This is a genomic window from Burkholderia sp. AU31652, from assembly GCF_002223155.1.
Classification (GTDB): domain Bacteria; phylum Pseudomonadota; class Gammaproteobacteria; order Burkholderiales; family Burkholderiaceae; genus Burkholderia.
In genome coordinates, this window is the sequence record NZ_NKFG01000008.1 from 173,836 (window position 1) to 200,557 (window position 26,722).

The 26,722-nt window shown below is 66.8% G+C and carries 25 protein-coding genes; 19 read left to right on the forward strand and 6 right to left on the reverse strand.

Going from position 1 to position 26,722, the window contains the following annotated elements; genetic code table 11:
* The first annotated feature begins 227 nt into the window (after positions 1-227).
* The 7 genes from CFB40_RS36520 (at position 228) to CFB40_RS36550 (ending at position 4,665) form a co-directional block, all read left to right on the forward strand.
* The gene (locus CFB40_RS36520; protein ID WP_089434148.1) at positions 228-551 is read left to right on the forward strand and encodes an ArsR/SmtB family transcription factor; all 324 of its coding nucleotides are present in this window, start codon (positions 228-230) and stop codon (positions 549-551) included.
* Positions 548-976 (forward strand): SRPBCC family protein, encoded by a 429-nt coding sequence (locus tag CFB40_RS36525; protein WP_089429359.1) that lies wholly within the window; start codon positions 548-550, stop codon positions 974-976. The genes CFB40_RS36520 and CFB40_RS36525 overlap by 4 nt, the downstream gene beginning before the upstream one ends.
* 127 nt (positions 977-1,103) lie before the next feature.
* Positions 1,104-1,688, forward strand: coding sequence for a flavodoxin family protein (locus CFB40_RS36530; protein WP_089429360.1), 585 nt, complete (start codon positions 1,104-1,106; stop codon positions 1,686-1,688).
* 268 nt (positions 1,689-1,956) lie between these two features.
* The gene (locus CFB40_RS36535) at positions 1,957-2,394 is read left to right on the forward strand and encodes an acetyltransferase (RefSeq protein ID WP_089430089.1); all 438 of its coding nucleotides are present in this window, start codon (positions 1,957-1,959) and stop codon (positions 2,392-2,394) included.
* Positions 2,395-2,434: 40 nt separating this feature from the next.
* Positions 2,435-3,547, forward strand: coding sequence for an aspartate-semialdehyde dehydrogenase (asd, locus tag CFB40_RS36540; RefSeq protein ID WP_217481516.1), 1,113 nt, complete (start codon positions 2,435-2,437; stop codon positions 3,545-3,547).
* A gap of 154 nt (positions 3,548-3,701) precedes the next feature.
* On the forward strand, positions 3,702-4,196 hold the full coding sequence (locus tag CFB40_RS36545; protein WP_089429362.1) for a DUF2938 family protein: 495 nt from the start codon (positions 3,702-3,704) through the stop codon (positions 4,194-4,196).
* A gap of 139 nt (positions 4,197-4,335) precedes the next feature.
* Positions 4,336-4,665, forward strand: coding sequence for a hypothetical protein (locus tag CFB40_RS36550; RefSeq protein ID WP_089429363.1), 330 nt, complete (start codon positions 4,336-4,338; stop codon positions 4,663-4,665).
* Between the two features lie 85 nt (positions 4,666-4,750).
* Here CFB40_RS36550 and CFB40_RS36555 read toward each other — a convergent pair whose 3' ends face one another.
* The gene (locus tag CFB40_RS36555) at positions 4,751-5,674 is read right to left on the reverse strand and encodes a LysR family transcriptional regulator (RefSeq protein WP_089429364.1); all 924 of its coding nucleotides are present in this window, start codon (positions 5,672-5,674) and stop codon (positions 4,751-4,753) included.
* Between the two features lie 131 nt (positions 5,675-5,805).
* On the opposite strand from CFB40_RS36555, the gene CFB40_RS36560 reads away from it, so the two are divergent.
* Positions 5,806-6,771, forward strand: coding sequence for a DMT family transporter (locus tag CFB40_RS36560; RefSeq protein ID WP_089429365.1), 966 nt, complete (start codon positions 5,806-5,808; stop codon positions 6,769-6,771).
* Positions 6,772-6,998: 227 nt separating this feature from the next.
* Here the strand turns inward: CFB40_RS36560 and CFB40_RS36565 are convergent, their stop codons facing one another.
* The 5 genes from CFB40_RS36565 to CFB40_RS36585 form a co-directional block, all read right to left on the reverse strand.
* The gene (locus CFB40_RS36565; RefSeq protein ID WP_089434149.1) at positions 6,999-8,471 is read right to left on the reverse strand and encodes an NAD-dependent succinate-semialdehyde dehydrogenase; all 1,473 of its coding nucleotides are present in this window, start codon (positions 8,469-8,471) and stop codon (positions 6,999-7,001) included.
* Positions 8,472-8,580: 109 nt separating this feature from the next.
* The gene (locus CFB40_RS36570; RefSeq protein WP_006749694.1) at positions 8,581-9,072 is read right to left on the reverse strand and encodes an Lrp/AsnC family transcriptional regulator; all 492 of its coding nucleotides are present in this window, start codon (positions 9,070-9,072) and stop codon (positions 8,581-8,583) included.
* A 91-nt stretch (positions 9,073-9,163) separates the two neighbouring features.
* Entirely contained in the window at positions 9,164-10,564 is a 1,401-nt protein-coding gene (locus CFB40_RS36575) for an aspartate aminotransferase family protein (RefSeq protein WP_089434150.1), read from the reverse strand.
* A gap of 161 nt (positions 10,565-10,725) precedes the next feature.
* Positions 10,726-11,652 (reverse strand): 2-hydroxyacid dehydrogenase, encoded by a 927-nt coding sequence (locus tag CFB40_RS36580; RefSeq protein ID WP_089434151.1) that lies wholly within the window; start codon positions 11,650-11,652, stop codon positions 10,726-10,728.
* Between the two features lie 12 nt (positions 11,653-11,664).
* A complete protein-coding gene (locus CFB40_RS36585; protein WP_089434152.1) occupies positions 11,665-12,525 on the reverse strand; it encodes a GNAT family N-acetyltransferase in 861 nt (286 codons plus the stop codon).
* Positions 12,526-12,996: 471 nt separating this feature from the next.
* Between CFB40_RS36585 and CFB40_RS36595 the strand changes: the two genes are divergently transcribed.
* The 11 genes from CFB40_RS36595 (at position 12,997) to CFB40_RS36645 (ending at position 26,697) form a co-directional block, all read left to right on the forward strand.
* A complete protein-coding gene (locus CFB40_RS36595; RefSeq protein ID WP_089434153.1) occupies positions 12,997-13,665 on the forward strand; it encodes a haloacid dehalogenase type II in 669 nt (222 codons plus the stop codon).
* A 549-nt stretch (positions 13,666-14,214) separates the two neighbouring features.
* Complete coding sequence (locus CFB40_RS36600) at positions 14,215-15,798, forward strand: ABC transporter substrate-binding protein (RefSeq protein ID WP_089429372.1); 1,584 nt, start codon at positions 14,215-14,217, stop codon at positions 15,796-15,798.
* Between the two features lie 79 nt (positions 15,799-15,877).
* On the forward strand, positions 15,878-16,831 hold the full coding sequence (locus CFB40_RS36605) for an ABC transporter permease (protein WP_089429373.1): 954 nt from the start codon (positions 15,878-15,880) through the stop codon (positions 16,829-16,831).
* A gap of 30 nt (positions 16,832-16,861) precedes the next feature.
* Positions 16,862-17,818: an ABC transporter permease gene (locus CFB40_RS36610; protein WP_089434154.1), complete on the forward strand. Its 957-nt coding sequence runs from the start codon at positions 16,862-16,864 to the stop codon at positions 17,816-17,818.
* On the forward strand, positions 17,818-19,707 hold the full coding sequence (locus CFB40_RS36615; protein WP_089429375.1) for an ABC transporter ATP-binding protein: 1,890 nt from the start codon (positions 17,818-17,820) through the stop codon (positions 19,705-19,707). The genes CFB40_RS36610 and CFB40_RS36615 overlap by 1 nt, the downstream gene beginning before the upstream one ends.
* Before the next feature lie 200 nt (positions 19,708-19,907).
* Positions 19,908-21,185: an NAD(P)/FAD-dependent oxidoreductase gene (locus CFB40_RS36620; protein ID WP_441299790.1), complete on the forward strand. Its 1,278-nt coding sequence runs from the start codon at positions 19,908-19,910 to the stop codon at positions 21,183-21,185.
* Positions 21,186-21,208: 23 nt separating this feature from the next.
* Positions 21,209-21,649: a helix-turn-helix domain-containing protein gene (locus CFB40_RS36625; RefSeq protein WP_089434156.1), complete on the forward strand. Its 441-nt coding sequence runs from the start codon at positions 21,209-21,211 to the stop codon at positions 21,647-21,649.
* Between the two features lie 120 nt (positions 21,650-21,769).
* On the forward strand, positions 21,770-22,504 hold the full coding sequence (locus CFB40_RS36630) for a cupin domain-containing protein (protein WP_089434157.1): 735 nt from the start codon (positions 21,770-21,772) through the stop codon (positions 22,502-22,504).
* Positions 22,505-22,506: 2 nt separating this feature from the next.
* Complete coding sequence (locus CFB40_RS36635; protein ID WP_089434158.1) at positions 22,507-23,832, forward strand: NAD(P)/FAD-dependent oxidoreductase; 1,326 nt, start codon at positions 22,507-22,509, stop codon at positions 23,830-23,832.
* Between the two features lie 133 nt (positions 23,833-23,965).
* Positions 23,966-25,243, forward strand: coding sequence for an NAD(P)/FAD-dependent oxidoreductase (locus CFB40_RS36640; RefSeq protein WP_089434159.1), 1,278 nt, complete (start codon positions 23,966-23,968; stop codon positions 25,241-25,243).
* Complete coding sequence (locus CFB40_RS36645; RefSeq protein ID WP_089434160.1) at positions 25,240-26,697, forward strand: aldehyde dehydrogenase family protein; 1,458 nt, start codon at positions 25,240-25,242, stop codon at positions 26,695-26,697. The genes CFB40_RS36640 and CFB40_RS36645 overlap by 4 nt, the downstream gene beginning before the upstream one ends.
* The last annotated feature ends 25 nt before the right edge of the window (positions 26,698-26,722 follow it).

Sequence of the window (26,722 nt, forward strand, 5' to 3'; positions counted from 1 at the left end):
TTCCGTGCATCACAACGAGTGCATCGCACCGACCGCAACGGCGCGTTCAGCGCCGTTCGCGTCGCCCCGGAACGGCCATTCACTGTCGCATGCCGATCCCGGCATCGGGATCAACGCTCGAGAACATTGCCACTACGCCCCGATTGCCCGCTCAAACATCGGGCGGCAGGGTTGAAAATCCATAACTCTACGGTTATCATTGAGATTCATAACTTTTGAGCTATGCATTGGACCCTACTGCCAACGACCTGTTCGCCGCGTTGGGCGAACCGACCCGCCGGGCAATCTTTCAACGGCTTTCGCATGAAGGCGGGCAGACCGTCGGACGATTGACCGCGCATGCGGGCGTATCGCAGCCCGCCGTGTCCAAGCATCTGGCCGTCTTGCGACAGGCCGGGTTGGTGGAAGGGCGCCCGGAAGGACGAGAAACCTATTACCGTGCCCGACCGGAGGGACTCGCGCCCTTGGTCGACTGGATCGGTGTCTACGGCGTCTTCTGGCGGGATCGAATCGACGCGTTGTCGGACTTGCTGGACCGGATAGACACATGACGGCATCGCGAGAATCGCACAGCCTGGTCGTGGAGCGGAATCTTCGGCATCCGCCCGACAAGGTGTGGCGCGCGCTCACGCAATCGTGGTTGATCGAGGAGTGGCTGATGGCCAACGACTTTGTGCCTGAGGTCGGTCACCGCTTTACGCTGCGCGCGCAGCCGTTGCCCGGATGGTCGGGTATCACGAATTGCCAGGTCATCGCGGTGGAGCCGGAACGGCTGCTCAGCTATCGCTGGGGCGATGGCACGGAATCCGCGAGCGGTCTGAAGACGATCGTCACCTGGACCTTGACGCCACATGAGGGCGGCACCTTGCTGCACATGGAGCAGTCGGGTTTTCCGTCTCCGACGGCACTCAGCTACGTGCGCCTCGGCGCGGCCTGGCCGCGCTTTCTGGACAAACTGGATCAGCTCATCGGCTAGTTCCGGCGACTGAACATCAACGCTCTGTTTTCTTCCCGATGGGGCCTGCCTGCTGGCCGGCCCCAGGGGTAATGCTTGCCCGTCGCGAGCCATCGGCTTCGGCCGTACGTCCAAAGGAATAGCAGGTATGTCGACTGTCCGAATCGCAATCATCTATCACAGCATGTATGGCCACACTGCCAGGCAGGCTGATGCGGTGCGCGCCGGTGTAGAACGCATTCACGGCGCGGAAGCGCTTCTCTTGACCACCGAGGAGGCGTCTTCTCGCTGGGACGATCTGGCATTGGCTGACGGCATCATCTTCGGCTCGCCCACCTATATGGCCAGCGTGTCTGCAGCATTCAAGACTTTTCAGGAGGCGACCTCGAATGCGGTCCTGGCCAAAGGCGCATGGAAAGACAAGGTCGCCGCAGGGTTTACAAACTCGGGCGCTCACGCCGGCGACAAGCTTGCCACCCTGATCCAGATTGCGCTGTTTGCCGCCCAGCACGGCATGCACTGGGTCAACCTTGCACTGCCGCCCGCGAACAATTCGACGACCGGCTCGGATCAGGACTTGAACCGTCTCGGATTCTGGCTCGGTGCAGGGGCGCAATCCAACGTCGATCAGGCGGCCGATATCGCGCCACCGGAAGCGGATCTGGCGACGGCAAGCCATCTGGGGCAACGCGTGGCAGAGGTCGCCATGCAGCTGATGCGTGGGCGGGCTTGAAGGTTGTCACGTAACGGCAAGTGGTCGCGAGGACGGTCGCGGGCTACGCGATGGCGGGATCGTCGCGTTGAGCGCTGCCGTCTCCCGAACCGGCCGGTTTCGCCCCATCGTTGCGGTTGGCGTGTACGGGCGGGTTTCAGCCAATGAGTCATCCGAAATATTCATCGGGGCCTGCCACGGGCGGCCGGTCAAGGTGGCCGTGGGTTGATCGAGAGTGGAAACCTGCGTCGTGCGGGTTTTGAATTATTCAACGACTGCGAATATGAAAATGAGTGAGATCAGGGTCTCTCGGCCCGAAGACGGTGCGCGCGCAGTGGAAATCTGGCGGCGTGCAGTTGATGCGACACATGATTTTTTGTCACCGGAGGATCGCCGCGCGATTGACGAGATGGTATGCGGCTTTTTGCCTCAAGTGCCGCTTTGGCTCGCCGTCGATGCCAATGATTATCCGTTGGCCTTTATGTTCATCGAACACGGGCACATGCAGGCGTTATTCGTTGATCCGGCGTGTCGAGGGACTGGCATTGGCGCGGCGCTGGTTCGCCACGGCTTGACGCTTCACCCGAACATGACGACTGACGTTAATGAACAGAACGGTCAGGCAATCGGGTTTTATGAAAACCTGGGCTTCCGGCGCATTGGCCGTTCCCCCGTCGACGATCAAGGCAGGCCGTACCCGCTGATTCATCTTGAATACCAAGGTTGAACAGGATCGACATGATTTCAATGAAGCAGGAGAAGCAATGATGAAGGTCGGATTGGTGGGATGGCGCGGCATGGTCGGTTCGATGCTGCTGAAGCGGATGCGCGACGAGGGCGATTTTTCCAGAATATCGCCGACGTATTTCAGCACGTCCGCTGCAGGGCGCACGTATCGTGACCCGCTTGGCGTCGAGCACGCTCTGCTCGACGCGAACTCGGTCGAAAGACTGGGCGAGATGGATATCGTCATCACCTGTCAGGGAGGCGACTATACGAAGGCGGTTTATCCGTTACTGCGCGCGTCGGGCTGGAGCGGCTTCTGGATCGATGCGGCGTCCGCGAAGCGGATGGATGACGACTCGATCATCGTGCTGGACCCGGTCAACCGTGAGCAGATCGAGGCCGGCATCGCCGCGGGCGTGCGCAACTATATCGGCGGCAACTGCTCGATCACGCTCTCGCTCATCGGCCTGACCGGACTGTTTCGCGCCGGACTCGTCGAATGGATGAGCATGATGACGTACCAGGCGGCGTCGGGCGCCGGCGCACAGCATGTGAAGGAACTGCTCGGCCAGATGTCGGCCGTCGCCAGACGGGTCGACGACCATCTTGCCGCACCCGCCACGCCCGTGCTCGATGTGCTGGCGAAAGCACAGGCAGCATCGCGCGCCAGCGATTACCCGATCGAAGCGTTCGGCGCGCCGCTCGCGGGCAGCATCATTCCGTGGATCGACAGCGACCTCGGCAATGGCATGAGCCGCGAGGAATGGAAGGGCGAAGTCGAGACGAACAAGATTCTCGGGCTGCCGCCGGGCACGATTAGAGTTGACGGACTCTGCGTTCGCGTCGCTGCGCTGCAGAGCCACTCGGCCGCGATCACGCTGAAGCTGAAGGAGAACGTCGAACTCGATCGTCTCGAAAGGTTGATTCGCGGGGCACACGAGTGGGTCGATTTTGTGCCGAACACCCGGGAGGAAACGATCCATCGATTATCGCCCGCCGCCGTCAGCGGATCGCTGAAGATCGGTGTGGGCAGACTGCGTCGCCTCAACGTCGAGCCGCGGATGTACAGCGTGTTGACCACGGGCGATCAATTGCTCTGGGGGGCGGCTGAACCGCTGCGACGCGTGCTGAACATGATTCTGAACGCGCAGTAGGCGTCGAGCGAGCAGGGCGTTTCAGCGATGGCGGAGCGACGTGAACTGCCATCGTTCGATCCTTCGATGATGGCTTCGTCCTGATACGTGGAACGCCTCACCCGATGCAGGTGGCGTCGACACGCCTCGTGTCTAGAATCCTGAGAGAAAAAACATGAGTGACATCATCATCGCAGGCGTCTTTATCGGTCTGATTGCCACGGCGCTGTCGGATTTGTGGGCCATATTCCTCGAAAAGGCGTTCAAGCTGCCGAACTACGGCTTTGATGTCGTGGGCCGCTGGATTGGGCACATGGCACGCGGACAATTCTTCCACAAGCCGATTTTCGCGTCGCCTCCGATTCCGGGCGAAAAAGCGATCGGCTGGATCGCACATTACGCATTGGGCGCTGCGTTTGGCTTCTTGCCGATCCTGCTTGGTGGCGGCACGGACTGGATTGCCAATCCGACGTGGGCAGTTGCAATCGCTGCAGGTCTTCTGACGCTCGCGGTGCCGTTCTTCATCGTCGTTCCTGCGTTCGGCATGGGTGTCCTGTGCTCGCGGACGCCGGATCCCTGGGCGGCACGTCGCCAGGGCGTGATCTCGCACCTGTACTACGGCATTGCGCTCTACATCGGCGCAATCTTCTTTTCGGCGGTGATGCGCTAAGGAAGGTCGAGGGTGAAGGCAGCAATCATGCCGGCATGTACTTTTCGGCCGCTTCCACGAATCGATCACGAGTCTTGAGATGAGTGTTGCTCAATAGACCCGCCAGCTTCTTTGGGGTGTTTATCCGGTAACAATTGCAATGATGCAGAACGTTGTGAAAGTCGAAGTCGCCAACGAAGTGTTCCGTATCGGCCGGACAAAAAACGACGAAGGAATGCTGGTCAAGAAATTCTTCGTGGTTGCCGAGTTGGGAAGCGGGGAGTTGTACGTCCACTTACCCGGTTTCCAAGGCTGGGAGATTCAGGTTCGTCCTGAAGCAGACGATGTCATTCTGTTCGATACTGGCGAGCTCGCACAGGAACGTGCTGAACGCGTGTGTCAGTACGTGAAAGACGATTTGGCAACCGGAAAGCCGCTGAATATGGATGTGTGGCAATTTCTCCGGATGGTGCACGACAGGAAACCCTAGGCGCCGCTGCATGACGTGCTTTACGTGAAAACAAGGCAGGGCCAGCGTTGCTCGCTGACATGCTTGGGGTTTTCGGCGTGCGGACTCAGTCGAGTGGGCAACCGGACTGCTCGACGAGCCAGTCAATTAACGCTCGAACTTTCGGCGGAAGGAGCCGATTCGGCGGATACAGGAGCCAGACTGGCCCGCTGTAGGCGCGCGGCTCGAATAGCCATTCGGGCAGGATGTGTACCAGCGTGCCGGCGCGGAGATCGTCCCCTATCGCAAACTCCGGCAGGCTTGCCACGCCCCAATCGTCCAGTGCAGCCTCACGCCGTGCACTCACATCATTCGCGATATAGCGTCCTTTGACATCGACGGTCTCTACTTGGTTACCTTGCCGGAACGTCCACCGATTGTCGTCCGGTGCATCGCCGAGAAATAGACAATCATGCTGCGCAAGATCGTCTGGAACGACGGGCATACCTCGTGCACGCAGATAGCCGGGAGAGGCGCACGGCATCCACCGTACCGTGCCGAGTTGTCTTGCGACAAGGCCTTGTGGCGGTTTCGGGGTTGGCCGCACGACGAGATCGACATGATCACGAATCGGATCCAGATCGCGGTCGTCAAATATGACCTTGACCTCTACTTCCGGGTAGGCGCGCAAGAATCCTGGAATCTTCGGGTGAATCAGGCTCTTCGCTAGCGAAATCGGCGCGCCGATGCTGACTCGGCCGCGTGGCTGCGCTGTCAGCTGGCTTGCCGCGTCGACGGCTCCGGACGCTGCCTCCATCATGTCCCTGCAGTAACGATAGATTTGCATGCCGGACTCCGTCAGCCGGATGCGTCGGGTCGAGCGTTCGAACAATCTCACGCCCAGCGCTCGTTCAAGCCGCTGCACTTGACGGCTGACTGTCGAAGGTGTCGTGCCAAGCGGCCGCGCGGCTGCCGAGAAGTTACCGGCCTCGACCACCTGGGCGAAGGCAGCGAGATCCGGCAACAACGGGAGAAGTTCGGTCGGTGTCATGGGGGTAGCAAAGGTAGGCGGGATGTCCGTTCAATTTATGCGCGAGACGCACAAAACTTGTTCGCTTCGACCGGATTATCACTGTCGGTGCACTGCCGGACAATGCGGATCTTTCGTGTGGGAGATTCGTCATGCGCTTCCGGTTCAATATATCTGCCGATCTGTTGTTGCTTGTCGTGGCTTTTATCTGGGGCACCAGCTATGCCGTGGTGAAAAGCGCATTGGTCGTCTACCCGGTGTTAGCTCTTTTGGCGTTGCGCTTCGGCATCACGTTCGTGCTGCTGTCGCCATCCCTGTGGTCGATACGCGGGTTGTCGCTTTCTCAGTGGGGCAGGATCGTCGGTGCCGGGTGCGTATTGCTCGGGATTTTCTTGGCCGAGACGTTCGGTGTGGGGATGACGACCGCCTCGAACGCTGCGTTTCTGATCAGCCTGTGCGTGGTGATGACGCCGCTGGTTGAATGGGCATGGCTCAGACGCATGCCGCGCGGTATCGAGTGGGCGGCAACCGGACTTTCCGTTCTGGGCGCCTTTCTGCTCGGAGGAGGGCGATTCCATTTCACACCGGGTGATGCGCTGGTGGTACTTGCCGCGCTGTTACGCGCGATCAACGTGTGCGCAACGAAACGCGTCATGCAGAATCAGGCCGTGTCTCCACTGGCAATGACGGCCGTGCAATCCGGCGTCGTGTCGCTTGGCTGCGCCATGCTCGCCGTGAGCGTCGCGAGGTCGCAATGGCAGCCCTTGCCTGCATTCGCCGGAAATGAAACTTTTTGGATGATCGTCGTTTACCTGGTCGTCGGCTGCACGTTGTTTGCGTTCTTTGTGCAGAACTACGCGGTCAGTCGCAGCACCCCGACACGCGTCGCGCTATTGATGGGCAGCGAGCCGGTTTTTGGTGCCGTGTTCGCATGTGCATGGCTTGGAGAACGTGTATCCGTGCTCGCATCGATCGGCGGCGGGCTGATCGTCCTCGCATCGTTGCTGGCATCGATTCACGGAAAGGATCGGCGCAACCGGGATGCCATTTCGGAAGTTGAGGAGTCGAAAACGGCTGGCCACCTGACGTACGAACGTCGAGAACGCCAAGCGCTGTGAAGCGTCAAGCGGTTGTTTCTCGACGCAGGGCGTCTCCCCATCCGCGTAGTGAGCCCGATATCAGTCAGTGGGCAGCCGATCCGCAGCGCTCGCCCGGATCGGTTTCGCAAACGATGCGGTGTTCAGGAATGGAACGCATGATATGGACCGATCGGTTCCTGTTTCAACGTGCGCTTTCCGGCCGGGCAGCGCAATGCCGTCGTCGCGGACGGCGCGCGTCCGCCGGCTCAGTCCAGCCCGCCCTGGCACAGATACTTGATCGACAGGTAATCGTCGAGCCCATAGCGTGAACCTTCGCGGCCATAGCCCGATTCCTTCACGCCGCCGAACGGCGCGGCCTCGCTTGCGAGCGCGCCTTCGTTGATCCCGACGATGCCCGTTTCGAGCCGTGCCGACACGCGCGCGATGCGCCGCACGTCCTGCGTGTAGAAATACGCGGCGAGCCCGAACGGCGTGTCGTTCGCGGCGTCGACGGCTTCGTCCTCGGTATCGAAGCGAAACAGTGCGGCGATCGGGCCGAAGGTTTCCTCGCAGGTCAGCTGCATGTCGGCGGTGGCGTCGGCGAGCACCGTCGGCGCGTAATAGTTCGCGCCGAGCTCGGTCAGGCGCTTGCCGCCCGTCAGCACGCGCGCGCCGCGTTCAACGGCATCGCCGACGTGGCGCGCGATCTTGTCGACCGCACGCGCGTTGATCATCGGGCCGATCTGCGCGGCCGGGTCGGTCGCCGGCGCGACCTTCAACGCGGCGACGCGCGCGGCGAGCTTCTGCGCGAACGCATCGTAAACGCCGGCCTGAACGTACACGCGATTCGGCGAGACGCACGTCTGCCCGCCGTTGCGGAACTTCGCCGCCATCAGCCCGTCGACCGCGGCATCGAGCTCGGCGTCGTCGAACACGATGAACGGCGCATTGCCGCCCAACTCGAGCGAAAGCTTCTTCAGCGTCGCGGCCGAATCGCGCGCGAGCAGCTTGCCGACGGCCGTCGAGCCGGTGAACGTGATCTTGCGCACGCGGCTGTCGGCGAGCCAGTCGGCGGCCGCGTCGATGCCGCGCTCGCGCGACGCCGTGATCAGGTTCAGCACGCCCGCCGGCACGCCCGCTTCCTGCGCGAGGAACGCGAGCGCGAGCGCGGTGAGCGGCGTGTCCTCCGCCGGCTTCGCGACGACCGTGCAGCCTGCCGCGAGCGCCGGTGCGATCTTGCGCGCGATCATCGCGAGCGGGAAGTTCCACGGCGTGATCGCCGCGACGACACCGATCGGCTCCTTCACCGCACTCAGCCGCTTGCCGCGCTGCTGCTGCGGAATGATGTCGCCGTACGTGCGCGTCGCTTCCTCGGCGAACCACAGCACGTACGACGCGCCGTACGCGACCTCGCCGCGCGCTTCCGCGAGCGGCTTGCCCTGTTCGCGCGACATCAGCTTCGCGAGATCGTCGGTATGCGCGACGATCGCCGCGTGCCATGCTCGCAGGATCGCCGCGCGGTCGCGAGCGGGCGTCGCGCGCCAGGCGGGCAGTGCGCGTACCGCCGCGTCGGTCGCTGCGCGTGCGTCTGCGGCGCCGCTGTCGGGTGCGTGGGCAACGGTGTCGAGCGTGGCCGGATCGGTGACGGTGAAGCGGCGGCCGTCGAGCGCATCGCGCCAGGCGCCGTCGATCAGGTTGGCGGTGCGAACGAGTTCGGTTCGGGACAGCGTAAGCGGCATGACAGGTCCTTGGATGAAGCGGTTCGGCGGCGACGGCGGCGCGGCAGGCGCGCGACTGTCCCGTACGGACAGCGAAGCTGCCGTATTCGCGGGTGCCGCGCGCGGTGCGTCAGTGACGTTCGCCGAACAGCGATTCGAGCGGGTAGTGCCGTTTGACGAACGGCGACTTGATGATCACGTAACTGAAATACTTCTCGATGCCGATGTTCTGCTCGAGCAGCCCTTCGACGATCGTCTGGTAATGGCTCACGCTGCGCGTGATGAACTTCAGCAGATAGTCGTAGCCGCCGCTCGCGAGGTGGCATTCGACGATCTCGTCGACGTTGCGGATCGCCGCGACGAAGCGGTCGAAATCCTCGCGTCGATGGTCGGCCAGCGTGACTTCGGTGAACACGACCTGCACGTCGCCGAGTTTCTCGAGCTGGATGTGCGCGCCGTAGCCGCCGATGTAGCCGGCCTTCTCGAGCCGCTTCACGCGGATCAGGCAGGGACTGGGCGACAGCCCGACCGCATCGGCCAGCTCGACGTTGGTCATGCGGCCGCGCTTCTGCAACTGGGAGAGGATGCGCAGGTCGATGCGATCCAGCTTGCTGTCCGTCATGTTCACGTGCGTCGGGAGTCGGAAAAATGGAATGTCCGGTTACTTTAGAGTCGAAAGATATCCGCCACAAGCCCGGCTTTCCCTCGGCCCGTCAGGCCGGCTGCGCGTGCGCGGCGTCGAGCGCGCGCTGCACGCCCGATTCGGCCAGCACGTCGTCGAGCGTGTCGCGCACGCGTTCGAACAGCAGGTCGAACTCGCCCGCGGTGAAGCTCAGCGCCGGCGCGAAGCCGAGCACGCCGTCGCCGAACGCGCGGAACACCACGCCGTTCGCGTACGCGGCGGCCGCGATCTTGTCCGGCACGTTCAGCACCGGGTCGAAGCGCGTCTTGTGCGCCTTGTCGGCGACCAGTTCGAGCGCGCCGAGCAGGCCGACCGAACGCGAGTCGCCGACGAGCGGATGCGCGCGCAGCGCGTCGAGGCCCGCCGCGAAGCGGGGCGCCATCGCCTGGCCGTTCGCGAGCAGCCCGCCTTCGTGATAGAGCTTCAGCACCTCGAGGCCGATCGCCGCGCTGACCGGATGCGCGGAATACGTATGGCCGTGGCCGACCACCGGCGAATCGGCGCGGTCGCCCGCGATCCCTTCGTAGATTTCGTCGGACATGAGCACCGCGCCCATCGGCGCATAGCCGGCCGTCAGGCCCTTCGCGACCGTCATCAGGTCCGGATCGACCTGTTCGGCCTCGCAGGCGAACAGCGGGCCCGTGCGGCCGAAGCCGGTGATCACCTCGTCGGCGACGAACAGGATGCCGAGGCGCCGGCACGCATCGCGCATCGCCTTCAGCCAGCCGACCGGCGGCACGATCACGCCGCCGGAGCCTTGCACCGGCTCGCAGAAGAACGCGGCGACGTTGTCCGCGCCGAGTTCGGCGACCTTCGCTTCGAGCGCGGCGACCGACGCGGCGATCAGCGCCTGCGGATCGTCGCCGAGCGGATGGCGGTACGGGTAGGGCGACGGAATGTGGTGCTGATCGGCCCGCGGCAGGTCGAAATGGCGATGGAACGCCGGCAGCGCGGTGAGGCCGGCGCCGATCGACGACGAGCCGTGATAGCCGCGCTCCAGCGCGATCATGTGCTTTTTCGACGGGCGGCCGGTCGCGTTGAAATAGTGCGTGATGAAACGGATCGCGGAATCGACCGCGTCCGAGCCGCCGAGCGTGAAGTACACGCGGTTCAGCGACGGCGGCGCGAGCGCGGCGAGCCGTTCGGCGAGTTCGATTGCCGGCTGCGAGCCGAAATGGAAATAACCGGTCGCATAAGGCAGCTTCGCCAGCTGGTCGGCGGCGGCCTTCACGATGCTGTCGCGGCCGTAGCCGACGTTCACGCACCACAGGCCCGAAAACGCGTCGAGCAGCGTGTGGCCGGCGGCGTCGCGCAGGAACACGCCGTCCGCGGATTCGAGCACGGTGACGCCGCGCGCCTCGTGCGCACGGTAATTGACGACGGGGTGGATCAGGTGTTGACGATCGGCTTCGATCAGCGCGGCTTGGTTCATGGGAAGGCGGGACTCTCGTCAGGTGTCAGCGGTGAGTTCATGCTAACGGGCGAGAAATCCGGATGCGTCTTCAATTTGCGGCCCGAAACGTATGCGCGCGGCGTTTGTGCGGGGCGCTTCGGCATTTTCTGCTGCGCGCCCCGTGCGGCCGGACATGGACGTCAGTAGCCGCGCGCGCGATCGACGACGCCGATCATCGGCTGGCCCGCGCGATGGCGCGCGAGGTTCGCGAGCACCGCGTCGACCGCGGTGTCGGGCCGCGTCGCGCTGGCGATGTGCGGCGTGATGCGGATGCGCGGATGGGTCCAGAACGGATGGCCGGCCGGCAGCGGTTCGGGATCCGTCACGTCGAGGACCGCGCTGTCGAGGCGGCCGCTCGCGAGCGCCGCGAGCAGCGCGGCTTCATCGAGCTGCGGGCCGCGCCCGACTTGCACGAGCGACGCGCCGGCCGGCAGCGCATCGAACACGCGTGCGCCGAGCAGTCCGCGCGTGCTGTCGGTCAGTGGCAGCAGGCAGATCAGGATGTCGGTGCGCGCCAGGAACGCGTCGAGCGCCGCGTCGCCCGCGTAGCAGTCGATGCCGTCGAGCGTGCGCGGCGTGCGGCTCCAGCCGGCGCACGGGAAACCGAAGCGCCGCAGCGTGTCGAGCACGGCCTGGCCGAGCGTGCCGAGCCCGAGCACGCCGATGCGCCGCGACGCGGCCGCGCGCACCGGTTTCTCGTGCCACACCTGCTCGCGCTGCTGCGCGGCATAGTCGAACAGGTCGCGATGGATCGTCAGCACGGCCTGCGTCACATACTCGACCATCCCTTCGACGATACCGGGCTCGATCATCCGCACGACCGGAATGTGTGCGGGCACGCGCGACAGGTCGAACTGGTCGATGCCGGCGCCGACCGAGAACACGACTTCGAGATTCGGCAACAGCGCGACCGGATCGTCCGGCGGCTGCCAGGCGGCGAGATAGCGGACGGCCGCGGCGTCGCCGAGGTCCGGCCAGATCCGGAACGGCAGATCGGGCGCCTGTTGCGCGAAGCGTGCCGCCCACTGCGCGCCGCGCACCGGGTCGGCCTTGTAGAGAAAGCTCATCGTGTGTCCCGTTCAGCCGAGCGCCTGGCTCACGATCGCGAACGCGCGCAGCGCCGGGTCGCGCGCGGGCGTCGTGCCGCGCGCCATCGTGACGACGGTATCGACGCGCGGCAGCCCGAGCCCGTCCAGCCAGTCGGACAGCCCGCTGTCGCTCGGCAGGTCGACCCGCACGAACATCCCTTCGTTCAGCGCGAGCCAGTGACTGATCAGCGCCTGCGCGCGCAGCGCATCCGGCGCGATCACCGGGCCGATCACGTGGCCCGGGCCGAAGCGGCGGAACAGTGCGAAGCCGAGCAGTTCGCCGTCGCGATCGAGCGCGATGCCGTTCGCGACGTCGAGCAGCGCGTCGGTGACCGCGCCGCGTTCGTAGCCGGCCGCGCGCGACGCGAGCGCGGCGAGGCGCGGCCCGTCGTTGGTGCCGAGCGGGCGCAGGCGCTCGCCGGGCGGCAGCGAGATCAGCGGCGGCCGGAACGCCGCGCCCTGATGCTGGTTGATCGTATCGATCGGCTCGAAGCCGAACGCCGCGTACAGCGGCTCGCGTCCCGGCATCGCATGCAGAAACACGGTGCGTGTGCCGAAGCCGTCGAGCGCGCGGGCGAGCAGCTCGCGCTCGATGCCGCCGCCCGCGCGCTCGGGCGACACGATCACCATGCCGAGCGCCGCGTGCGATTCGCCGAGGCGCCAGCCCAGCGCGGTCCCCACGACGCCGGTCTCGTCTTCGGCCACGATGCCGCCGCCGAGCTGGAGCACGAAGCGCCAGTCCTCGAGCCGGTGCGGCCATTTGACCGCCTCCGACAGCCGATGGGCGGCAGGCAGGTCGGTTTCGGCGAACGGGCGATAGGTGAGCGTGCGGGAAGGGTTGAGGTCGGACACGCCGGACTCCGGATGGGTGGAAATGACGCATTCACTCTGCCAGCGCGGGTGCGGCGCGGATAGGACGATTCGCCTGTTTTCCGCCGCTGACGGGCGCGCCCGCGAGATCGATGCAAACCCGTTCGATCGACGCGGACGAACGCGCGGATCGTGCCGGCGCGGCCGGTCAATCCCGCCACTCGTGCTGTGCGAACGCCACTACGATTCATGCACGGCGGCGCTGCCGCCTGCCGGCGGGCCGCACGGTAGGCGAGCCCGCTGCGGCAGCACGGCGGCCACCGGCCGGCCCCGCCCAGCCGCGCCGCGCCCGATCGCACCGCAGATCGTGCTGCATGCGCCGGGCAACTTGCGGCGATTGTGCGTTTTGAGCGGCGCCGAACGATGCGCGCACGACTTTTTGCCCTGATTCAATTTCGTTAAACCCAGCCCATCCCCGGCCCTGCCGGGGCTTCACACCGACAGGACCTGACCATGATCCAGTTTGAACCGAAGTACATCACCTTCGACTGCTACGGCACGCTGACCCATTTCCGGATGGCCGAGACGGCGCGCGAAATCTATGCGGACCGCCTGTCGCCGGCCACGATGGAGACCTTCGTGCGCGCGTTCGCCGCCTATCGGCTCGACGAGGTGCTGGGCGCATGGAAGCCGTACCGTGACGTCGTCGTCAACTCGGTCCGTCGCACCTGCGCGCGGCTCGGCGTGACGTTCGACGAAGCCGAGGCCGAGCTGTTCTATCACGCGGTGCCGACCTGGGGCCCGCACCCGGACGTGCCGGCCGGGCTGTCGCGGCTGGCGTCGAAGTACAAGCTGGTGATCCTGTCGAATGCGATGGACGACCAGATCATGAGCAACGTCGACAAGCTCGGCGCGCCGTTCCATGCGGTGTTCACCGCGCAGCAGGCGCAGTCGTACAAGCCGCGCATGCAGGGCTTCGAGTACATGTTCGACAAGCTCGGCTGCAAGCCGGAGGACGTGCTGCACGTGTCGTCGAGCCTGCGCTACGACCTGATGACGGCCGAGGATCTCGGGATCAGGCACAAGGCGTTCGTGAACCGCGGCCACGAGCCGGGCACGCCGTTCTACAACTATTACGAAGTGTCGGATATTGGCCAGCTGGCGACGCAGCTTGGCCTGTAAGCAGTACGTCGGCTGCGCGGCGTGCGTCGCGCGGGCCGCTGCCGGGCGGCCGCGCGACGGGAAAACCCGCCCATGCGGCCGGCGCCGCAGCGGCGCACACGGGTGCGCGCCTTGCACCGCACCGTCGGGCTCCACGTTTCGACGCATCGAGGCCGCGACCAATCCTCTGAACTTTCACGGGCACCTGCCGCGCGCGGTGGGCCGCCGCGCATCGGCACGCAGCCGGTATGGGGCGACATCAGTCGACATCAGCCGACATCGACCCGCACGCGCCGGCTGCGCCGATGCACCGCATGCGTGCGGGATGCGCGTCGGATCGGCGCGGCGAAACCGGCCGGAGTGCACGCAGCAAATCATGCTGCGCAGGCCACCCAAAACGGTCGATTCGTATCGTGAGGGCGGCCCGAATCGGGACAACCGGCATTTTGGCGATGCTTAAATGAATTGCATGTGAACGACGCCGCGCCCGCCACCAGCACGCGGGTGCGGCGGGATTGAACAACCACGCTGGACCCAAGACCCCACTTTCCACAGTCAGGAGCAGTTCGGATGAGCGACGATATCGACAATGGCGGCAAGGGCGGCTTCACGCGCCGCGACATGATGAAGGTCATGGCGGCGAGCGGCATGATGGCCGCCGGCGCCGGCGGACTGCTGATGACCCCCGGCGCCGCGTTCGCCGCGCCCGCGCCGAAGCGCGGCGGCAAGATCCGGGTCGCGAACGAAGCCGGTTCGACGGCCGATACGCTCGACCCGGCCAAGGGCTCGACGGGCGCGGACTATACCCGCTTCTTCATGTTCTACAGCGGCCTCACGCAGCTCGATGCGAGCCTGACGCCGCAGATGAACCTCGCCGAATCGCTGCAGACGACCGATGCGAAGACCTGGATCATCAAGCTGCGCAAGGGCGTCACGTTCCACGACGGCAAGCCGGTCGGCCCGGCCGACGTGGTGTTTTCGCTGATGCGCCACAAGAACCCGGCCACCGCGTCGAAGGTCAAGACGCTTGCCGAACAGTTCACGGATGCGAAGGCGAGCGGCCCCGACGAAGTCACGTTGACGCTCGCCAGCGCGAACGCCGATCTGCCGGTGATCCTCGCGACGCCGCAGCTCGTGATCGTCAAGGACGGCACGACCGACTTCTCGACCGGCATCGGCTGCGGCCCGTACAAGCTGAAGTCGTTCAAGCCGGGCGTGTCGACCGTCGGCGTGCGCAACGACAGCTACTTCAAGCCGGGCAAGCCGTATCTCGACGAGATCGAGCTGATCGGCATCAGCGACAGCGCCGCGCGCCTGAACGCGCTGCTGTCGGGCGACGTGCACCTGATCAACGCGATCGATCCGCGCTCGACGCAGCGGGTCTCGTCGACGCCGGGCTACGCGCTGAAGGAAACCAAGTCGGGCCTCTATACCGACCTGATCATGCGCAGCGACAACCCGATCGTCTCGAGTCCCGATTTCGTCGAAGGGATGAAGTACCTGTTTGATCGCGAGCAGCTCCGCACCGCGGTGTTCCGCGGCTACTCGGTGATCGGCAACGACCAGCCGATTCCGCCGGGGCACCGCTACTTCAACGCGTCGCTGCCGCAGCGGCCGCACGATCCGGACAAGGCGAAGTTCCTGCTGCAGAAGGCCGGTGCGCTGGGCGCCACGCTGCCGCCGATCTATGCGACGTCCGACGCGAACGGGTCGATCGAAATGGCCGTGCTGCTGCAGCAGGCCGGCCAGAAGATCGGGCTGAACCTGCAGGTCAACCGCGCGTCGCCCGACGGCTACTGGTCGAACCACTGGATGAAGCACCCGCTCACGTTCGGCAACATCAACCCGCGCTCGAGCGCCGACGTGCTGTTCACGCAGTTCTTCAAGTCGGATGCGCCGTGGAACGAGTCGGGCTGGAAGAACGCGAAGTTCGACCAGTTGTTGCTCGCCGCGCGCTCGGAAACCGACGACGCGAAGCGCAAGCAGATGTACGGCGACATGCAGGTGATCGTCGCGCAGCAGGGCCGGGTCGGCATTCCGGCGTTCATCAGCTTCCTCGACGGCTACGACAAGCGGCTCGCGGGCCTCGGCTCGATCCCCACCGGGCCGATGATGGGCTTCACGTTCGCCGAGAACGTGTGGTGGAACGCATGACGTTGTGGCTGGCCGCCGTCGCGCGGCCGGTGCGGGCCACCGCGCCGGCCACGCGCGGGCTTTTCAGGAGTGCTTCTCCATGAACCGAATTCTCATCGGGCTGATCGGCCGGCGCATCGCGGTCACCGCGCTGACGCTGCTGATCGTGTCCGCGATCATCTTCACGATCACGAACCTGCTGCCGGGCGACGCCGCGCAGGCCGCGCTCGGCCAGTCGGCGACGCCGGAGACGGTCGCCGCGCTGCGCCAGCAGTTCGGTCTCGACATGCCGGCGCACGTGCGTTACGTGCACTGGCTCACCGGCCTGTTGCACGGCGATTTCGGCCGGTCGCTGTCCGGCGACATGCCGGTGTCGGAGCTGATCGGCGGGCGCCTGCCGAAGTCGCTCACGCTGGCGGCGATCACGACCGCCGTGTCGGTGCCGATCGCGCTGCTGCTCGGGATCCTCGCGGCCGTCAAGCGCGAGTCGGTGATCGACCGCGTGATCAGCCTCGGCACGCTGTCGCTCGTCGCGACGCCGGAATTCCTGATCGCGACGGTCGCCGTGCTCGTGTTCGCGGTGAAGCTGCGCTGGCTGTCCGCGCTGTCGTACAGCGGCCCGATCGAAAGCCTGCACGATTTCCTGCGTGCGTACGCGATGCCGGTGCTGACGCTGTGCGCGGTCGTGATCGCGCAGATGGCACGCATGACGCGCGCCGCGGTGATCGAGCAACTGAGCGCGTCGTACGTCGAGATGGCCGTGTTGAAGGGCGCGAGCCCCGCACGCGTCGTGCTGCGCCATGCGTTGCCGAACGCGATCGGCCCGATCGCCAATGCGATCGCGCTGAGCCTGTCGTATCTGCTCGGCGGCGTGATCGTCGTCGAGACGATCTTCAACTATCCGGGCCTGGCGAGCCTGATGGTCGACGCCGTCAGCAACCGCGATTTCCCGTTGGTCCAGGCGTGCACGCTGATCTTCTGCGTCGCTTACCTGACGCTCGTGCTGTTCGCCGACCTGTGCTCGATCGTGTCGAACCCGCGATTGCGCACCTGAGTGTTTCGTCTTCCTTCCGAGATGCCGCCCATGCAACCGATCGAACCCGTACAACGCAGCAGCGCGCTGCCGCCCTCCGGCGACCCGCCCGTGGGGCGGGGCAGCGTGCCGCCTGTCGCGCCTGCGCCCGACCAGCCGCGCAAGCGCCGCGCCGTGCGCATCACCTTGACCGCCGGCGGCCGCGTCGGCCTGTCGATGGCCGGCCTGATGCTGTTCGTCGCGGTGTTCGCGCCGCTGATCGCGCCGCATGACGTCGGCACGATCGTCACGCCGGACGTGTTCGCGCCGTTCAGCGCGAAGCTGCCGTTCGGCTCCGACTTCCTCGGCCGCGACATGCTGAGCCGGATCCTGTACGGCACGCGGCTGACCGTGCTGCTCGCGCTCGCCGCGGTGCTGCTCGCCGCGGTGACCGGCACGACGCTCGGGCTGCTCGCGACCGTGTCGGGCCGCGCAGTGGACGAGACGATGAGCCGGCTGCTGGACGCGCTCACGTCGATTCCGTCGAAGATGTTCGCGCTGATGTTCGTCGCCGCGTTCGGCTCGTCGCTGCCGCTGCTGGTGCTCACCGCCGCGGTCAGCTACATGCCGGGCTCGTACCGGATCGCGCGTGCGCTGGCGGTCAACATCAGCACGCTCGAATTCGTGCAGGTGGCGAAGGCGCGCGGGGAAAGCGCGCTGTACATCGCGTGCGTCGAGATGCTGCCGAACATGATCCACCCGATGCTGGCCGACACCGGGCTGCGCTTCACGTTCGTCGTGCTGCTGCTGAGCGGCCTGAGCTTTCTCGGGCTCGGCGTGCAGCCGCCGTATGCGGACCTCGGCTCGCTCGTGCGCGAGAACATCGCGAGCCTCGGCGACGGCTCGGCCGTCGCGATCATGCCCGCGGTCGCGATCGCGATCTTGACGGTGGGCGTCAACCTGTTGATCGACGGCCTGCCGCATCGCGGCCGCCGCAAGGGCGCGGCCGGCGCCGCCGGAGGACACTGATGCGACACGAATCGAACCCGCTCGTCGAGGTGCGCGGGCTGCGCGTGGTCGGCGGCCGGCCGGGCGGCGAGGAAACGACGATCGTCCACGGCGTCGACTTCGAGATCGGGCGCGGCGAGGTGCTCGCGCTGATCGGCGAATCGGGCTCCGGCAAGACGACGATCGCGCTGTCGCTGATGGGCCATGCGCGCGCCGGCTGCCGGATCGCCGGCGGCTCGGTGAAGCTCGACGGCACCGACGTGTGCACGCTTTCCGCGGAGGCGCTGACCGCGCTGCGCGGCCGCAAGGTCGCGTATATCGCGCAGAGCGCGGCCGCCGCGTTCAACCCGTCGCGCACGATTCTCGACCAGGTGATCGAGAGCGCGCTGATCCACAAGACGCTGACGAAGCGCGACGCGCAGGCGAAGGCGGTCGAGCTGTTCCGCGCGCTCGCACTGCCGGAGCCGGAGACGATCGGCAAGCGCTATCCGCACCAGGTGTCGGGCGGTCAACTGCAGCGGCTGATGGCCGCGATGGCGCTGATCACCGATCCGGAGCTGGTGATCCTCGACGAGCCGACCACCGCGCTCGACGTGACCACGCAGATCGACGTGCTGCAGGCGTTCAAGAACGTGATCCGGCGCTACGGGATGAGTGCGGTGTACGTGTCGCACGACCTGGCCGTGGTCGCGCAGATGGCCGATCGCATCGTCGTGCTGAGCGACGGCGTGATCCGCGAGGCGGGCGACACCGAACAGATCCTGCATGCGCCCGCGCACCCGTACACGCAGAGCCTGATCGCGGCGGTCACGCCGAACGATGCCGAACGCGACGCGCAGGCGCTAGCACAGGAGCCGGCCGCGCCGGCGCCGCTGCTCGAGGTGCGCGGCGCGATCGCCGGCTACGGCGGCCGTACCGCGAAAGGCTGGCCCGCGAAGGTGATCCTGCACGAAGTCGACCTGCGCATCGGGCGCGGGCAGACGGTCGGCGTGATCGGCGAATCGGGCTCCGGCAAGACGACGCTCGCGAAGGTGATCGCGGGCCTCGTGCCGGCGACCGGCGGCGCGATCCTGCTCGACGGCGAGCCGCTCGCGCGCGATATCGTCAAACGGACGAAGGAGCAGCACCGCCGCGTGCAGATCGTGTTCCAGAACGCCGATACCGCGCTCAATCCGGTGCATACCGTCGAGCGCACGCTCGCGCGGCCGCTTGCGTTCTATCACGGGATCAAGGGCGCGCGTGCACGCCAGCGTGTCGCGGAGCTGCTCGAACTCGTGCGGCTGCCGCCGGCGGTCGCCTCGCGGCGTACCGGCGAGCTGTCGGGCGGGCAGAAGCAGCGCGTGAACCTTGCGCGCGCGCTCGCGGCCGAGCCCGACCTGATCCTGTGCGACGAGGTCACGTCGGCGCTCGACACCGTGGTCGGCGCCGCGATCATCGAGCTGCTGCGCGACCTGCAGGCGAAGCTTGGCGTGTCGTACGTGTTCATCACGCACGACATCGCGAAGGTGCGCGCGATCAGCGACGACATCGTCGTGCTGTATGCAGGCCGCCGCGTGGAGACGGGCAGCCGCGACGCGCTGTGCGCGCCGCCTTATCACCCGTATTCGCATCTGCTCGTGTCGTCCGCGCCGGAGCTGCGCGCGGGCTGGCTCGACGATGCGACCGAGCGTTGCCATCGGCCGCTGGTGCCGATCGGCGAGCGCGAGAACGAGGCCGAGCTGTGTCCGTTCCTGTCGCGCTGCGCGATGCGCGTGGACGGCGTGTGCAATCGCACGGCCCCGTCGTTGCGCACGCTCGGCAACGGCGCGCAGGTGCTGTGCCATCGCAGCGAGGAGGATCTCGCGCGCTTCCAGGCGGAGCCGGAGCCGGTGCCGGCAGGCGGCACGACGGTGCAGCCGGTCCGGCTGTAATGCGCGCCGTCGTTCGTTCATCGCACCCGCCCGCGCCGGCGCTCGACGTTGCGCATAGTGTGCTGCGGCAGGCGGGCAAAACGGCAAATGACACGTGTGGCGCGCACGAATACGCGACAACTGCGCTTTTTGATGATGATTAAATGATTCTCATTGGACGGTCGCCGATCGTCGTCGCCGGAATACGCGAGAAGAATTCGATGAAACTGGAATCGTACTGGCTGGACACTCGTCCCGCGTTTCGCGCCGGCAGCGAAGGGCCCGTCGACGGACGCGCGGACGTGGTCGTGATCGGCGGCGGCTTCACCGGCTTGTCGGCGGCGCTCGCGCTCGCGCAGCGCGGCGTGTCGGTGGTCGTGCTCGAAGCCGCGCAGGTCGCCGGCGAAGCGTCCGGCCGCAACGGCGGCCAGTGCAATACCGGTGTCGCGCAGGATTATGCGTCGCTGGCCGAGCGCATCGGCGTCGAGCAGGCGAAAGCGTTCTACCGCGCTTACGCAAGCGCGGTGAAGAGCGTCGAGACGATCGTCGCCGAACAGGCGATCGACTGCGATTTCCGGCGCGCCGGCAAGCTGAAGCTCGCCGCGAAGCCGCAGCATTTCGCGGGGCTTGAAAAGACCTTCAACGCGTTGCGGCGTGACGTCGATCCGGACATCGAACTGATCGAGCCGTCACGCATCCGCGACGAAGTCGGCTCCGACGGTTTCTACGGCGGGCTCCTGCAGCGCAACGGCGCGCAGATGCACATGGGCAAGTTCGGCGTCGGGCTCGCGCAAGCGGCCGTGCGTGCCGGCGCACACGTGTACGAGCACGCGGCCGTCACACAGCTCGACAGGCTGGACGGCGAGCGCCACCGGATCACCAGCGCCCGCGGCACGATCGTCGCCGACCGCGTGCTGGTCGCGACCGGCGCATCGCAGCACGGGCCGTTCGCGTGGTTCCGGCGACGCATCGCGCCGGTCGGCAGCTTCATCGTCGTGACCGAGCCGCTGCCCGACGCGCAGTTGAACCGGCTGTTTCCGCATCGACGCGCATACGTCACGTCGCGCCAGATCGGCAACTACTTCCGCGTGACGCCCGACAACCGGCTGCTGTTCGGCGGCCGCGCGCGCTTCGCGATGTCGAGCCCGCGCTCCGATGCAAAAAGCGGCGACGTCCTGCGTGCGGGCATGGCCGGCTATTTCCCGGAACTGGCGAACGTGCGGCTCGACTACTGCTGGGGCGGGCTCGTCGACATCACCGCCGACCGGCTGCCGCGCGCGGGCCAGCACGACGGCCTCTATTACTCGATGGGCTACAGCGGCCACGGTGTGCAGATGTCGGTGCACATGGGCCGCGTGATGGCCGACGTGCTGTATGGCGCGGCCGCGTCGAACCCGTGGCGCGAGCTCGAATGGCCGGCGATACCGGGCCATTTCGGGCACGCGTGGTTCTTGCCGCTCGTCGGCGCGTATTACCGGATGCAGGATTTCCTGCATTGAAGCGAGCGCCGGGAGAATTCGATATGACAGTGCAATTCATTGGCTCGGTTGGCTCGCCGCGTGGCGCGCAGCCCGTGTCGCCCGCGATCGGCGACGTGCTGCGCACGATCGATGCATCGTTCGCGCAGCCGCTGAACCTGGACACGCTCGCGGCGGTGGCCGGGTTGAGCGTGTCGCGATTCACCGCGCGTTTTCGTAGCGAAACCGGGCTGTCGCCGCACCGGTATCTGTGTCTCGTGCGGATACGGCGGGCGCAGGACCTGTTGCGCGACGGTCTCGCGCCGTCGGTCGTCGCGACCGACGTCGGCTTCTTCGATCAGAGCCATCTGTGCCGGCATTTCCGGCGCGTGCTCGGGATCACGCCGCGCGATTACGTGGTCGCCCGAACGGGCGGCGCGCCGGTGCGACCGCCATCGACGCGCGTGCGCGCCGAACGCCGCGAAGCGTCGTGTCACGCGGCGTAAGCGCACGCATGGACGACATGCCCCGCTGAGGATGTCCGGCACAAGCGCCGGCGAACGACGATTTCCGATATCGCGTGACCGCTTTCGAGCGAATCCGTCACGCACTGCACAGGAGCAGAAATGACCGCAGTTTTCGTGTTGCACCGCGCCGACGGCGCACCGTCTTCCACCGCATTCCGCAAGCGGGCGTTCGGCGCGAGCGATCCGTTCGCGTCGCATCGCGAGATGGCGTGGGAAGGCCCCGACGCGATGGCCGCGGGGCGGATCGTTTTCGTCGGCGAACTGGACGTGGCGAGCTTTCCGCACATCGAAACCCTGGCCGTCATCCAGGGCGAGCTGACGCTCGAAGCGGCCGGGGCCGCGCCGCTGGTGGTCGGCCCGGGGCAAGGCGCCGTCATCGGCGCCGGCACCGCACTGCGCATCGTCGCGCAATCGCCGGTACTGCTGACGTTCTGCGCGGCAGCGTGCGCGCAACCGACGAAACGCGGCGTCTTCGAGCTGCGCGCCGACGCCGACTTCAAGCCGTCCGCCACGCTGCCGGCCGAGGCGCTGCTCGGCCCCGCGCCGCAATGCCGCAGCGACAACGTGTTCACCGACGACGGCGCCGGGTACTGCGCGGGCACCTGGGATTCGACGCCGTATCACCGGATCGTCCGGCCGCATCGCGCGAACGAGTTCATGTTCCTGCTGGACGGCGGCGTCCGGTTCGCGGCGCCCGACGGCAGCGTGCAGTCGCTCGGTACCGGCGACGCGCTGTTCGTGCCGCGCGGCGCGTCGATCGGGTGGGAAAGCAGCGAACGCGTGGCGAAGTTCTACGTGATGCAGAACGTCAAACCTTCCACCGAACGAGACTGAGCATGTCCCCTCCGCTGCGCCATATCGAAACCTTGTCCACGCCGCCGGCCGCGGCCGATGTCGTCGTGATCGGCGGCGGCATCATCGGCGTGTTCACTGCCTACTACCTGGCCCGCCGCGGCATCTCGGTCGCGCTCGTCGAGAAGGGGCGCATCGGCGCCGAACAGTCGAGCCGCAACTGGGGCTGGTGCCGCCAGCAGAACCGCGATGCGCGCGAGTTGCCGATGGCGAGCAAGAGCATCGACCTGTGGGAACGCTTCGCGGCCGAATCCGGCGAAGACACCGGCTTTCATCGCTGCGGGCTGCTGTATCTCAGCAATGACGAGGCCGAGCTGTCCCGCTGGGCGAGCTGGGGCGAATTCGCGAAGACCGCCGGCGTGACCACCTACATGCTCGACAGCAAGCAGGCCGCCGAGCGCGGACGGGCAACCGGGCGGCAGTGGAAGGGCGGCGTGTTCTCGCCGACCGACGGCACGGCCGATCCGGGCAAGGCCGCGCCGGCCGTGGCCGCCGCGCTGATGAAGCTGGGCGGCAGCGTCCATCAGCACTGCGCGGCGCGCGGCATCGAACTCGAGGGCGGCCGGGTTGCCGGTGTCGTCACCGAGGCCGGCGTCATCAAGACCCGCACGGTCGTGATGGCCGGCGGCGCCTGGGCGTCGTCATTCTGCCGCCAGCTCGGCATCCGGTTTCCGCAGGCGTCGATCCGTCAGTCGATCCTGAGCGTGTCGCCCGTCGACACGCCGCTGCCCGATGCGATGTACACGTCCGGCGTGTCCGTCACGCGCCGCAGCGATGGACGCTACGCATTGGCGATCAGCGGTCGCGCGCGGGTGGACCTGACGCCGCAGTTCCTGCGCTTCGCGCCGCAATTCGTGCCGATGTTCGCGAAGCGCTGGCGCAACCTGCTGCCGGGCGGCTTCGAAGGCGTGCGCGGCGGCCATGAAACGTTGAAGCACTGGCGCCTCGACGCGCCGACGCCGATGGAGGCCGTGCGCATTCTGGATCCGAAGCCCGACATGCCGACCGTCACTGAAACGTACCGCCGCGCGGCCGAACTGTTGCCCGAGCTGCGCGAAGCGAAGATCACGCACGCGTGGGCCGGGTTCGTCGACAGTACGCCGGACGGCGTGCCGGGCATCGGCGAAGTGCCGGGCGTGCCGGGGCTGATCCTCGCGGCGGGTTTTTCCGGGCACGGCTTCGGGATCGGGCCGGGCGCCGGGCACCTGATCGCCGATCTGGCGTCCGGTGCGCAACCGTTCGTGGACCCGGCGCCGTACCGGCCCGGCCGGTTCAGCGAGTCCGCGTGGGGCAAGGTCGCGGATTTCTGATGCAACGCCGTCACGTGGATGAGAGGCCGCCTGTTTCCGACGCGCATCGAGCCGGACCGCCCGCGAGCGGCCGGAGCGGTGCGGTGAACGTTCGCCGGCCCGGCAGTGCGGTGCGCCAGCTTGGGAGTGCCTGATGCGTTTCAGTTCGTACTGGCTCGATACGTCGGAGCCATTCGTGAGCCACTCGCCCGAGTTTCCCGACGGCGGTTGCGACGTCGTGGTGGTCGGCGGCGGGATCACGGGATCGGCCGCCGCGCTGGCGCTGGCCAAGAAGGGCGCGCGCGTGATCGTCTGCGAGGCGGGCACCGTCGGCCAGGCGGCATCGGGACGCAACGGCGGCATGTGCAACAACGGCTTCGCGCAGGATTACGCGTCGTTGTCGCAGCGCATCGGCACGGAACTGGCGAACCGGCTCTATCTGGCGTTCGACGCGGGCGTCGACACGGTCGAGCGGCTCGTCAACGAAGAGTCGATCGATTGCAATTTCGCCCGCACCGGCAAGCTGAAGCTCGCGGCGAAGCCCGAACACTACGACAAGCTCGCGCGCAGCCAGGCTTTGCTCGCGGCGAGCGTGGACCCCGACACGCGCCTCGTGACGAAGGCCGAGCTGCGCGACGAGATCGGCTCGGATCGTTATCACGGCGGGCTGCTGTTCGGCAAGAGTGCGGGCATGCATGTCGGCCGTTATGTGCGCGGCCTCGCGCGCGCCGCCCAGGCGCGCGGCGCGCACATCGTCGAGCAGGCGCCGGTGCTGGGCCTGAAGCGGCAAGCGGGCGGCGCGTATGCGGTGCAAACACCGCGCGGCGAGATCCGTGCGCGTCAGGTGCTGCTCGCAAGCGGCATTTCGCACGTCGGGCCGTTCGGCTGGATTCGCCGCAGGGTCGTGCCGGTGGGCGCCTTCATCATCGTCACCGAGCCGTTGCCGCGCGAGTGGCTCGACCGCTTGCTGCCGACGCGCCGGATGGCCACCGACACGAAGAACTTCGTCAACTTCTTCCGTACGACGCCCGACGGCCGTCTGCTGTTCGGCGGGCGCGCGCGGTTCGCCACGTCGAACCCGCGCTCGGACGAAAAGAGCGGGGCGATCCTGCGGCATCAACTCGCCGCCGTGTTTCCCGAGCTGGCCCGCGTGCGCATCGACTATTGCTGGGGCGGGATGGTCGACATGACGGCCAACCGGCTGCCGCGCGCGGGCGAGCGGGACGGCGTTTACTACTCGATGGGCTATAGCGGCCACGGCACCCACATGGCCACGCTGATGGGCACGTTGATGGCCGAGATCATGGACGGGCGCGCGGAACTCAACCCGTGGCAAGGCTTCGACTGGCCGGCCATTCCCGGGCATTTCGGCAAACCGTGGTTCCTGCCGTTCGTCGGTGCCTGGTATCGACTCAAGGACACTCTCCAATGAATTCCCCTGTTGTTCACCTGATGCAAGCCGGCAGGCTCGATCGCTTCTTCATCGACGGCGACTGGGTGTTGCCCGACGGCAGTGACCGGTTCGCGGTCGTCAGCCCGTCCACCGAAGACACGCTGGGCGAGATCCCGCTCGGCAGCGCACGCGACGCCGACCGCGCGGTGCAGGCCGCGCGCCGCGCGTTCGAGCGCTGGTCCGCGACGTCACCGCGGGAACGCGCCGCGTTGCTCGACCGTGTGCATGCGCTGATGCTGGAGCGTGCCGAACTGTTCGCCACGACGCTCGCGCTGGAAATGGGCGCGCCGATCGGCTACGCCCGCGGCGCGCACGTGCCGCTCGCGGCCGAACATATCCGCGTCGCACGCGACAACCTGGCGAACTACGCGTTCGTCAGGCAACGCGGCACGACCGCGGTCGTGCGCGAGCCGATCGGCGTATGCGCGCTGATCACGCCGTGGAACTGGCCGATCTACCAGATCACCGCGAAGGTCGGGCCGGCGCTCGCGGCAGGCTGCACGGTGGTGCTGAAGCCGAGCGAGCTGTCGCCGCTCAGCGCGTTGCTGTTCGCGGAAGTGATCGCCGATGCGGGCGTGCCTGCCGGCGTATTCAATCTCGTGAGCGGCAGCGGCGACACGGTCGGCGCCGCGCTGTCGTCGCACCCGGAGGTCGACATGGTGTCGATCACCGGATCGACGCGTGCCGGCGTGCTGGTCGCGCAGGCGGCGGCGACGACCGTCAAGCGCGTCGCGCAGGAGCTCGGCGGCAAGTCGCCGAATATCGTGTTGCCGGATGCGGACCTGTCGCGCGCGATCGCGCCGGGCGTGGCCGCCGCGTTCCGCAACATGGGGCAGTCGTGCAGTGCGCCAACTCGCATGATCGTGCCGCGCGCCGTGCTCGGCGCGGTCGAGCAACTGGCCGTCGCGGCGGCGCGCACGCTGGTCGTCGGGGATCCGTTCGCCGAGGCCACGACGCACGGGCCGCTGGCCAACCGTGCGCAGTTCGGGCGGGTCGCGCAGATGATCGACGCGGGCATCGACGAACGCGCGAAGCTGATCGCCGGCGGCCCCGGCCGGCCTGCGGGGCTCGAGCGCGGCTTTTACGCGCAGCCGACGATTTTCTCCGACGTGCGCACCGACATGACGATCGCGCAGCAGGAGATCTTCGGCCCGGTGCTCGCGATCCTGCCTTACGACACCGTGGAAGAAGCGATCGCGATCGCGAACGACACGGTCTACGGGCTCGGCGCGCACGTGCAGGGCACCGACAAGGCGCAGGCCCGCGCGGTGGCCGCGCGTATCCGTGCAGGGCAGGTGCATCTGAACTACCCGGCATGGGACCCTCAGGCGCCGTTCGGCGGATACAAGCAGTCGGGCAACGGCCGCGAGTACGGGATCGAAGGGATGGAGGAATATATGGAGATCAAGTCGATCGTCGGTTTTTACGACTGACCCGGCCGCCGCGCGCGATCGCGCC